The organism is Helicobacter mesocricetorum (genome assembly GCF_900198605.1).
Classification (GTDB): Bacteria; Campylobacterota; Campylobacteria; order Campylobacterales; family Helicobacteraceae; genus Helicobacter_D; species Helicobacter_D mesocricetorum.
The window spans coordinates 19290-29914 of record NZ_FZPJ01000022.1 but is presented as its reverse complement, the minus strand read 5'-3'; the positions used below and the strand labels follow the sequence as shown (position 1 = coordinate 29914).

Annotated in this window: 12 protein-coding genes; 4 read left to right on the top strand and 8 right to left on the bottom strand. The window is 32.7% G+C overall.

All coding sequences use genetic code 11. From position 1 onward, the window contains the following. Positions 1 to 52: 52 nt before the first annotated feature. Complete coding sequence (locus tag C6H18_RS06105) at positions 53 to 790, bottom strand: methylated-DNA--[protein]-cysteine S-methyltransferase (RefSeq protein ID WP_104722229.1); 738 nt, start codon at positions 788 to 790, stop codon at positions 53 to 55. Between the two features lie 426 nt (positions 791 to 1216). Here C6H18_RS06105 and C6H18_RS06100 point away from each other — a divergent pair, with 426 nt between their 5' ends. Beyond that, the gene (locus tag C6H18_RS06100; protein ID WP_104722228.1) at positions 1217 to 1813 is read left to right on the top strand and encodes a dethiobiotin synthase; all 597 of its coding nucleotides are present in this window, start codon (positions 1217 to 1219) and stop codon (positions 1811 to 1813) included. A gap of 77 nt (positions 1814 to 1890) precedes the next feature. Here the strand turns inward: C6H18_RS06100 and C6H18_RS06095 are convergent, their stop codons facing one another. The 7 genes from C6H18_RS06095 to C6H18_RS06065 all read right to left on the bottom strand — a co-directional run bounded on the left by C6H18_RS06095 (position 1891) and on the right by C6H18_RS06065 (position 8649). Continuing rightward, positions 1891 to 2805: an ABC transporter ATP-binding protein gene (locus C6H18_RS06095; protein WP_104722227.1), complete on the bottom strand. Its 915-nt coding sequence runs from the start codon at positions 2803 to 2805 to the stop codon at positions 1891 to 1893. Between the two features lies 1 nt (position 2806). Next, positions 2807 to 4408 carry an ABC transporter permease gene (locus tag C6H18_RS06090; RefSeq protein ID WP_104722226.1) on the bottom strand — a complete coding sequence of 534 codons (1602 nt, stop codon included), beginning with the start codon at positions 4406 to 4408 and terminating at the stop codon, positions 2807 to 2809. Beyond that, complete coding sequence (locus C6H18_RS06085) at positions 4408 to 5412, bottom strand: Fe(3+) ABC transporter substrate-binding protein (protein WP_104722225.1); 1005 nt, start codon at positions 5410 to 5412, stop codon at positions 4408 to 4410. Before C6H18_RS06085 ends, C6H18_RS06090 begins: the two co-directional genes overlap by 1 nt. A gap of 403 nt (positions 5413 to 5815) precedes the next feature. Continuing rightward, a complete protein-coding gene (locus C6H18_RS06080; protein WP_104722224.1) occupies positions 5816 to 6379 on the bottom strand; it encodes a hypothetical protein in 564 nt (187 codons plus the stop codon). 127 nt (positions 6380 to 6506) lie between these two features. Then, on the bottom strand, positions 6507 to 7115 hold the full coding sequence (locus C6H18_RS06075; protein ID WP_104722223.1) for a putative metalloprotease CJM1_0395 family protein: 609 nt from the start codon (positions 7113 to 7115) through the stop codon (positions 6507 to 6509). A 25-nt stretch (positions 7116 to 7140) separates the two neighbouring features. After that, the gene (gene hemE / locus C6H18_RS06070; protein WP_104722222.1) at positions 7141 to 8157 is read right to left on the bottom strand and encodes a uroporphyrinogen decarboxylase; all 1017 of its coding nucleotides are present in this window, start codon (positions 8155 to 8157) and stop codon (positions 7141 to 7143) included. A 9-nt stretch (positions 8158 to 8166) separates the two neighbouring features. Continuing rightward, complete coding sequence (locus C6H18_RS06065; protein ID WP_104722230.1) at positions 8167 to 8649, bottom strand: YqhA family protein; 483 nt, start codon at positions 8647 to 8649, stop codon at positions 8167 to 8169. Between the two features lie 737 nt (positions 8650 to 9386). Between C6H18_RS06065 and C6H18_RS06060 the strand changes: the two genes are divergently transcribed. The 3 genes from C6H18_RS06060 to C6H18_RS06050 are packed head-to-tail and all read left to right on the top strand — an operon-like array spanning position 9387 to position 10439. Then, positions 9387 to 9620, top strand: coding sequence for a hypothetical protein (locus tag C6H18_RS06060; RefSeq protein ID WP_104722221.1), 234 nt, complete (start codon positions 9387 to 9389; stop codon positions 9618 to 9620). Then, complete coding sequence (locus C6H18_RS06055) at positions 9592 to 10086, top strand: hypothetical protein (protein ID WP_104722220.1); 495 nt, start codon at positions 9592 to 9594, stop codon at positions 10084 to 10086. The genes C6H18_RS06060 and C6H18_RS06055 overlap by 29 nt, the downstream gene beginning before the upstream one ends. 5 nt (positions 10087 to 10091) lie before the next feature. Then, on the top strand, positions 10092 to 10439 hold the full coding sequence (locus C6H18_RS06050) for a hypothetical protein (RefSeq protein ID WP_104722219.1): 348 nt from the start codon (positions 10092 to 10094) through the stop codon (positions 10437 to 10439). Positions 10440 to 10625 lie beyond the last annotated feature (186 nt).

The following is a 10625-nucleotide window of genomic DNA, read 5'->3' as shown; positions in this document are numbered from 1 at the left end:
AAGAATGAGGATTTTGGAATTTGTATTGATCTTGCTTTACATATGGGGATAATTAAACCTTACTGCTCCTCTCAAGATCTAATAGCCATTCTTTGCGCTCCAAGCCTCCCGCATAGCCTGTGAGTTTTCCATTGCTTCCTATCACTCTATGGCAAGGGATAATAAGTGAGATTGGATTTCGCCCTACTGCGTTGCCCACAGCTTGGGCGGACATTTTGGCAATGCCTCTTTGGTGTGCAAGTTCTTTGGCGATGTCTCCATAAGTGCAAACCTCTCCATAGGGGATCATACAGAGTGTCTGCCAGATGTTTTGCTGAAATGCACTGCCAATAGGTGTTAGTGGAAGTTCTGAAATTTTGGGTTTTTTGCCTCTGAAATACCTTTCTAACCATTTTTTTGTTTTTTTAAAAATTTTAAGCTCATCATTCATTACTCTCTTGCCTTTTAATGTATTGCCAAAGTATTTTTGCCCCTCAAGCCACAAGCCCACAAGATTTTCTTTGTTATCACACGCAAGGGTGATTTTGCCAATTGGAGAATCGCAAATGCTTTGATAATAAATCGTTTTGGGATTCTTGTCTTTATGTAGGGTTTTCATACAGATTTCGTAAGGATTAAAACCCTGTGTTAGGGATTCCTCAAGTGTATCATAGAATGCAATTTTTTCTAATGGTTGCTTTGATGAACAGCTTGGATAACACACAATTCCCGTTGATTTGACCGCATAATAAAATTTCCCATTATAGCTTTTATCCCTCTTGATTGCTTGTAGCTTTTCTTCTTTATCCATTGTAATTCCTTTCTTGCAGGGTTGTTTGTGTGTGTTTGACTTCTAAAGGAGTATCTACTACGCATTCTCCTTAGCCATACTTAAAAGCAAAATTTTATGGTGTATCTTGCGAGGCATATTTTAGTTGTCATTTTTTATTATTTATTTATTTTCTATCAAAATTCTATCAAAAACTAGGGGGAGTTTATAGGGTTTCAAGTAAGCTAGATTCTCAAATATAGAATCTTTTGTATTTGCTTGCAGATAAGTCTTGCTTAGGTAAGGTTTGTAAGTCTTTGCATTACTTTGATTCTAAAAGTTAGATTTATGGGCTTTACATAGCCTTAATGCTTTGGTGGTTTAAAGTATTGTTATATGAAAGGTTAGCTCTAAGCTATTTTTTGGTAAATAGTCTAAATTATATTCTTTTAGGAGAAAGTTAGGGTAATGAAAATTTATGTTGTTGGAATCCATACGGATACAGGGAAGACGCATTTTAGTGCGGCTTTTTGTAAAGTTTTTGGTTATGATTATTTTAAACTTATTCAAGCAGGTGAGCCTAAGGATAGTGATTTTATCCATAAAATCAGCCCAACAACGCATATTTTTAAAGAAGGGGTTTTTCTTAAAACCCCAGCTTCGCCTCATTATGGTAAGAAGCTTGAGGGGCTTGATTATGGGGGTTTGGGCATCAATCTCCCTAAAAGTGAAGAGTTGCTTATAGAAACAGCTGGTGGGCTTTTTACCCCACTTGATGAGAATGTAACAATGTTAGATTATATCAGCACTTTTAAATATCCTTGTGTGTTGGTAGGGAAGTATTATTTGGGAGCAATTAATCATACTTTGCTCTCTTTAGAGGCATTAAGACAAAGGCAAATTCTTACCAAAGCCTTAGTGATGATGGGTAAAAGAGATGAAGATTTTGATAGGTTTATCAGTTCTTATACGAAAGTAAAGATTGTCCATTTGGATTTTTATGAAGATTTTAACATAGAGCCTAGTGTCTTTAAAAAAGCATTTAATTTTATTTTAGAGCCATAGTTTAGATAGATTATAGCAAAATTTATAGGGTAAATTAAAAAGTATTTGGGTATCTAAAAGCTTGTTTAATCCATAGATTACGGATTGATAATTCTAAAGCTTACGACTTCTTTAATCTCATAACTTGAGCTTACAAGCATATAAAAGCTTATGTTTTTATAAGATAGCTTTAAGCGGTAAAATGCACCTAAAAACTCTTTTTTTAGGAGTTTTGCCTGAAATCCTTCTCCTAATTCTAATTCGCTATAAGCAAACATATAATTTTTTTTAGCAATCCAAGCAAAGAAATTATCCTCTAAATCAAGCGTTTCTTCTATAATATTAAGATTAGGTAGAATTTTGGCTGTATTTTTGCTTTTAGGGCGAAAAAAGAGTTCCCTTGGGCTATTAAAATCAATAATCTTTCCTCCATCTAAAAGAGCGATTTTGTCGGATATATCATAAGCATCTTCTATATCGTGTGTTACCATAATTGCTGAAATTCCTTGACTTTTAATGAGTTTTTTTAGCTGTATCCTTAGATCATTTTTTAAATTTTGGTCTAAGTTTGAGAAGGGTTCATCAAGTAAAAGTAAATCACAACCTCTAGCTATCGCCCTTGCAAAAGCTACTCTTTGAGCTTGTCCTCCTGAAATTTCATCGATCTTTTTATCCTTTAAATCAAAAATTTCAAAGGCATTTAGGAGTTCATCTAGTTTTTTAGACTGCTCTTTTTTGGGTAAATCATAAAGGGCAAAAAGTATATTATTCGCTACATTTAGATGTGGGAATAAAGCATAGTTTTGGAACATCATAGCTATTTTAGCTTTGCATTCATAATATTCATAAGAACAAGCTTTTTCAAGTTGCGCAATAATTCTAAGTAAAGTGCTTTTACCTCCACCACTACTTCCTAAAATGCTTAAAATCTCACCTTTTTTAAGCTCTAAATCAATGCCTTTTAAAACAGGAAGTGTGGAAAAATTTTTGACTAAATTTTTAATTTTTAACATTTCATTCCTTATTGAATTTTTGAATCCAAAGTATTACCAATAAAGATAAAATCACAATACAAAGTGAGGGTAGGGCTGCATCATAAATTCTCTCATCACTTGCATACCAAAAAGCTTTCACTCCTAGGGTTTCAAAGCCAAAAGGAGATAGCATTCTGCTTAGGGGAAGTTCTTTTATGGTGTCAATAAAGACTATTATAAATGAAAGCCATAAAAAATGCTTTAAGAGTGGAGTATGGATTTTAAAAAATAGAATTTTATAACTAGGATTAATAAATAAAGAGGCTTCATCGCTTTGGGTATGGACTTTGTTATATCCTCCCTCTAAGGAGTAAATAGCTGTTGCTAAGAAGCGAACCATATAAGCAAAGATAAGCACAAGCAAGGAGTTTCCAAGCAAGGTAAAGCCAAAAATATCACTTAGTATTATAAAGATTATCATTACGCCAATACCAATAGCAGCTCCGGGAATTGCATAGCCTAAGGAGCTTAGCTTTATAATACAAATAACAAATAAATGACTTTTTGAAACTCTTGCGACAAAACTCAGAAAATACGCTAAGAAAGTTACAATGAGGGCTGTGATTCCTGCTAGGAGCAGAGTTTTAAATGCCATTATGTAAAATTCACTTTCAAAAAGTTTAGTATCTTGTAGCCCCCAATATAGTAGCCAGATAAAGGGTAAAATAAAGCCAATTAGTGCAATGATAAAACAATACAAAGAGGCAAGAAAGGCTTTATATTTGTTAAGCTTTCTTTTTTGGATAAAGATTTTTAGATTCTGATTAAAGCTGTATTTGCGCTTAGTTTTATTTTGGTATTCTAAATACATTACCAAAAAAACGAAAATCATCAAAAAGCCGGATAAAACAGCGGAAGAATAAGAATCATTTAAGTCATACCAAAGTTTAAAAATCCCTGCTGAAAAGGTATCAACTCCATAATAAGCACTTGCACCATAATCGCTTAAAGTCTCCATAAAAACAAGCATTAAGCCTGACATTATTGCTGGTTTTGCACTGAAGATTGCGACTTTAAAAAAAATTTTAAATTCCGAATAGCCTGTAGTTTTTGCTACTTCTATGAGTTCCTTAGCCTCACTTTGAAAAGATGTTTTTGCAAACATAAAAACATAGGGGAATAAGGAAATGCTTAAGACAAAAATTACTCCGTAAATGTTGAAGAAATTTATCCTAAAATTAAAAAACTCATAAAAAATCCCTTGATAGTCCATAATTCCAACATAGATAAACGCTAAAATATAAGCAGGAATGGCTAGAGGCAACATAAGGAGTTTTTCTAAGAGATTGGACAAATAAAACTCAAAATTTGCCACTAAGTAAGCGCAACTTACGCCTATGATGAAACTAAGGCTTAAAACCCCAAATAAAACTAAAAAAGTATCTTTAATGAATTTTATAAAAAGATAGGAAAAGAAATGATCAAGATTTTCTTTTATTGCTAAAATTTTAATAGAATCTTGAGTGCTAAAGTTTTGAAAAATCACATATAAAAGCTCGGTAAAAATACTCAAAAGGGGAAGAGATAAAAAAAGGGCGAGTAAAATCGCCCCTATTTTTAAGAGGTTTAAAGAGTGGGGCATTATCTAAAACCTACTTCATCATAAATTTTTACGGCTTTTTTAACATTTTTAGCAATATCACTAACAGGAAGTTTATCTTCTTTAAAAGTTCCAAAATCCTTGACGGTTTGACTGACTTCTACATCATTGCGAACGGGAAATTCGTAATTGATATTTGTAAGAATTTGTTGGATTTCTGGAGTAAGCATAAATTCCATAAATGCTTTAGCTTCTTTTTGATTCTTGCTTGATTTAGTCATAGCAATACCGCTTACATTAATATGAGTTCCTCTGTTGTCTTGGTTTGGGAAGATTATGCCTAAAGCATTACCAACCTCTCTATCTTTTTCATTTTTGGAATTTTTCAAAAGTCCTATATAGTAAGTATTCATTATGGCAAATTCAGCTTCTCCTGCAAAAACTTGTCGTGCTTGATCTCTATCTCCACCCTTTGGAGGAGTTGCAAGGTTATTAAGCACACCTTTTGCCCATTCTTTAGCTTTTTTCTCTCCATCATTTGCTATGATAGAAGCAAGTAGGGTTTTACTATAAGGAGCAGTTGCGCTTCGCATAACAATTTTTCCTTTAAATTCTTCTTTGATTAAATCTTCATAGTTTTTAAGTTTAGTTATATCTGTGTTGGCATTTTTGTTATAAGCAATAATCCTTGCTCTCTTAGTGATGGCAAACCATTGGTTATCTTTGTCTCTAAGATGGGAAGGGATTGTTTCTTCTAAGAATTTAGATTTTACCGGAGCTAGAAGGTTTGAAGTCTTTGCTTCATTAAGATTAGATACATCTGCGGTAATGAAAATGTCAGCAGGGGAGTTTTTTCCCTCAAGTTGCATTCTTTTAATGAGTTCGGAAGCTTTTGCTTGTGTATGTTTAACCTTGATACCTGTTTTTTCTTCAAATTTTTTGATGATTTGAAAATCTGCATCATAGTGTCTAGCTGAATAGATGTTTAATTCAGCCGCTATTAAAGAAGCACCTACAAAAAGTGCAAGAAATAGGATTCTTTTCATTTAATCTCCTTTAGATTTTTAAGTCCGTAATCATAATTTAAGTTAGCTGAATAAATGATTAAAATTATCAAAATTAATTTTATGAGTTATTAGACCTTGCACTTAATTTAACAATTATTTATTAATAAATATTCTTTTGGATGAGGTTAGTATAGGGGATTTATGCTTAAAAGTTTCAGTATTATTAGAGGTTATATGGGTTGATGAAAAGGATAATAATTCAAGTAATAGCTATTAAGTGTAAAATTTATTTTAGGGACTTAAATTTAAAAACTTTCTAAAATTCTTATTGATGAGATTCTTGGCAATTATCTTTCTTAAAAGTCAAGTTGTTTGGGATTTTAGAGGATAGTGGGTATTTAGAAGATTATAAAAGCAGGAGTAAATCCTGCTAAGTCTAAGGTTATTTTGCATTTGCACTAAGAGTGATTTCAACAATTGACCAGCTAATTCCAGCGTGTCCAGGAGCAGCTTTGGCTAAATCTTTTAATGCTTGTTCGGAGTTTTTAAATGCGAATAAGTCTAGCACGCCTTTAGCTTCAAATTTTCCATCTTTGATAGTATAGTGAAGACCTACGGTTTCATATTGACCACCAATGCTTACTTTGGCAGTTAATGAACCTTGATTTTCTCCTTCAATAACATTAGTGATTTTTACATCAACATTTTTACCATTGTTAAGGGTTTTAAAGAAAACATTGACAATGTTATTTGTGATAAGTTCTACTCCCATATCAATATTTTTTGGAGAAAATGTCGCAGTAGCACCATTTAATAAGCCTTTGATACTGCTTTCATCTTTACCAAAAGTATATTTAGGGTTTTTCACAGTTCCTGAAGTTCCAACCATATTAGCAGTTTTATAACCTTCAAAATTGATAGTTAAAGTATTCTTATCAATACTAGCTGCATTTAAATAACTAAATAAAGATGCAGATAGCACTGCGCTTACGAGAAATTTTTTCATAAATTTTCCTTCAAATAAATTTTAGACGGGTATTGTATCTAATTTTATTAGAATAAAACAACTTAAACATTATTTTTAATGAATATATTGGTTAAAAAGCGAATTTTATACTTTATTAAATTAAGCTTTAATAGTGTAGGTTTTGCGTATAGCTAGCAATAGCAGTATCTCTATTAGTGTTCAAATTGTCTTGATTTTTATTAAATTTTTCTTCTTTTTCTCTTTTTTCCTGTGTGAGTTCTATTTTGGCTTCAATTTCCATTTGTGCAGCACTTGCGGCAACTTTGTAATCTTGAGGACTAGGATCCGATGGAGCCATAGCTGCTGCGATAATTTTTCTAGCATTAGCGATAGTTTCTTGGGGGGTATCACCTTTTTCCATTGAGATAGGCACTTCTCCAGCAGTGGCATACATCTTGCCATCAGGTCCTCTTGTGTAGCTAAAAGATGCTCCACCCGTTACCACTCCAGCACCTGCTGCGATATGAGCAGCCTCGTGTGCCTTTACATCCCTATCAATTTGTTCTAACTCACGCACTTGTTGGATTTGCGATTCATCAAGTTTTTCACCATTGGTAGATTCTAAGTTTTCTTGATTAGAAGTAAAATCTTTTGCAAGGTTTTGTGTGGAATCCTCCAAAGGTGCCTTTTGTGTATTGGAATCTTGCTGCAAGGCTGTGATTTGGCTTTGTAATGGTGTAAGGTAAGGATTGCTATAAATGTTACTAATTTGCATTCTATTCTCTTAGATTACTTTTGGATTACCTTTGGTAGTTTTGGATAAATCTTACAAGTTCTTGAATATTTTCTCTTGGTAAATCGGGCAACACTCCGTGTCCTAAGTTAAAAATATGCCCTTTATTGCCCATTGTGTCTAATATTTCTTTAGCACCTTTTAGCATAGAATCTCTATTATAAATCCTGCAAGGCTCTAAATTCCCCTGCAAAACATATTTATCTCCTAAAATATCTTTTGCCCTCTGCATAGGAGTGTTCCAATCCACCCCAAAGACATCGAAGTCTCCATCGATTTTTTCTAAGATACCACACCCACCTTTAGGAAACAAAATAATAGGGATATGGGGGTATTTTTTCCTAATAAAACTTGCTATTTCTTTGCAATAAGCAAATCCAAACTCCAAATAAGCCTCATCCTCTAAAGCCCCCGCCCAAGAATCAAAGACCATAACTGCATTAACCCCCGCTTTAATTTGCATTTCTAAGTAGTTTTGGAGATTATGTGTGATTTTTTGCAGTAATTGGTGTAAAAACTTAGGGTTGGTATAAAGGATTTTTTTGGATTTATGATAAGTTTTACTGCCTTCTCCCTCAATCATATAAGTTGCCAAAGTCCAAGGTGCGCCACAAAAACCAATCAAAGCCTTATCTTTAGCCAAAGATTCACGCGTTAGGGCAATCGTCTCATAGACATAGTTTAAGTGTAAATAAGAATCTTCACTTAAAGCGGATAAATCTTTTTCATTTTGAATAGGTTTAGCGAACTTTGGACCCTCTCCTGCTAAGAAATCAAGCTCCATTCCCATCTCCATAGGGACAACCAAAATATCACTAAACAAAATCGCTGCATCAACCCCTAAAATATCAATAGGTTGGAGCGTAACCTCACTAGCTAACTTTGGATTTTTACAAAGTGAGAGAAAGCTCCCAGCCTTTGCCCTTATTTCTTTGTATTCTTTTAAGTATCTGCCTGCTTGTCGCATAAACCATACCGGGGTATAAGGAGTTTTTTTTCTGAAGCATGCGTCAATGAAAATCATTTTTGTTCCTTAATGTTTAGAATCTTTGTGCAAAAAATACAATCCTATGGATAAAGCAAAGATAGAAATTGCAAAAAATAGCATATCTTGCGGGGTTTTCATTCCCATATTTAAGGCTTTGGAAAAGAACGCTACGATGAGTGCCATAACGATAACTTTTGCGAGTTTGTCTTTGAGCTGATCTAGGGTATGAATCTCTAGGACTTTTGAGCTGTTTTCGTCTCTAATTTCGATTTTTGAGATAAATAACTCATATAAACCAAAGGCAAAGATTAGCAAAACCACTGCGATAAGATAGAGATCAATAGCCATAATAATGGTGTGGAGCAAGATATTATGAATATCAAGATTTTGAGTTAATGCCCCAGTATAGTATAAATAAGTATCTTTTGCGGCTTTTATGATGTCAATACTTGCCACGATAAAAAGCAATATAGAGCCAAGTAATGATAGTATGACTGCTAAAACTACAAAGAGCCTAGCATTCCACATAAGTTTTTCAAAGCATTTGTGTAAAAACTGCAAGAATTATCCTTAAAGCTAATCTAATCGCCGAAATTATAGCACGATTGCTTTTAAAAGTTCGTAAGTGCGTAGGTTGTTTTATAAGATTGAGAAAATCTATAAAGTGAAGTATCCCAAAAGCCAGAATCTAGTGTGAGGTAGAATTTCTAAAAGATTATAAATCAAGGGATTCTCCATTTTCTTCATTCAATCGATATGACAATGGTATTTACCTCCCTATTGAGGCTACACCCTCCCCATTTTTTGCTCTGTTGAGCGAAGTGAAATATCTTAAGAGTGGCAATTAGAGGATTTTTAAGATTCTTTTTAGGTATTCTTTAATTATTCTATTCACTTCACTCAGGATGACAAATGAGGAATGAGATTCTTAGCTCTCAAATCTCTAAGATATGACAAGCAAGGTTTATTCCATCTCCTTGTGATAGGGTGTCTAGGATTGAACCTTAACTACTCTGCAAAGGTTTGTAGATTATTAAAAGCTTAATGCTTTTAAAAGGTGTAAAAATTACAAAACTTTAATTAAATTTAATTTTTTAAGCAAAAAAACGATATATTCCTGACATTTCACATTGCAAAAAATGTAAAAATAAACTTTATAAACAATACAAAGAACAACCAGAATTTATTTGGATTCTTTTATTGGACATTAACCCAAAAGAATACCTTGTTTAATTCAAATCTCTTTTTAGGAATGGAGTATTACAATGGATAATGAAACAAACACAAAATTAGATATAGGCGTTTCTATTCCTAAAATGGATAGTCGCTTTATGGATTCTATTATGTCTTCTGGTATTGCTGATAGTGGTATAGAATCAACAGGTGATGTTTTTTTTGAAGATAATTTAAAAAAAAGCAATGACGCAATGACGGAAAAAGAGTTTGAATTATTTTTAGACGAGGTGGGTATTGGAGCAAAAAACTTCAGAGAGTGGTAAAGATGAGGATTTATATAATTTCTTTTGGCTATATAAAGTTTTCTTAGAAATAGATTCTTTTGCCTCTATAACCTATGGTAGAAACCGTTCGCTTATACAAAGCTTCTATAATTTTTATTTCACAAAAGCAAATAAGGACGATAAAGATAAATATGAAGAGGCTAAGAATAAATTAAAGGCACAATGTAAAGAATATTTCTCAAAAAACGGATACTTGAAAATTTATAAATTCGATCCTAAGACAAATTCCCGATATCCTCACATTGTTACAAATCCTAATATTAGTGAAGCATTCAAAGAATTTGCTGAAGCAACGGCACAATATGTCAAGTGGAGAGAATGCCTTAGTCCAAAACAAATTAAACGAATTTATATTGCCAACCTTAAAGATAGACAAAAATATTACGCCTCTAATGATGATTCTTTTAAAGTTTTTAATAAGGAAATTATAAAAAAATTGATGTAAGCAAATTGGATAACAATAAAATACTTAAACAATCTCTTATAGAATTTCATAATGCTATTTCTCATTTGAGTGCAGTTTATTGGGGATATGGCGATGCAGAGAAAAATAAAGATAGGGCGATTAATCATTTCAAGAGAGGTGCATTAGATTCTTATAAATCTATCATTAAGGATTTCTTTATTATTAAATCTTGCAAAAGCTACCTTCAAAACCAAGAATATGAAAATATCATAAATGACTTAAAAGAAACTCGTAAAGAGGAATACGAAAATATAAGTAAGGATAATCGGATTAGTCAAAAATATCACGAACTCACAACCAAAATCATTCATTTTACTAATTTAAAAAAATAAAAAACTAAAAATAATTTATTTTTAACCAATCCCGCCAATCTTACATTCCTACTTCAACACATTTTTTAAATAGCAAAAAAATATAGGAACAAAGGCTTTTAGGTGGAATAAATTGAGCTTTTGTAGCATTATGGGGTATTCTAAAGCCCCTTGCTATTGTGCGATTCAAGAAAAATGGGCGATAGG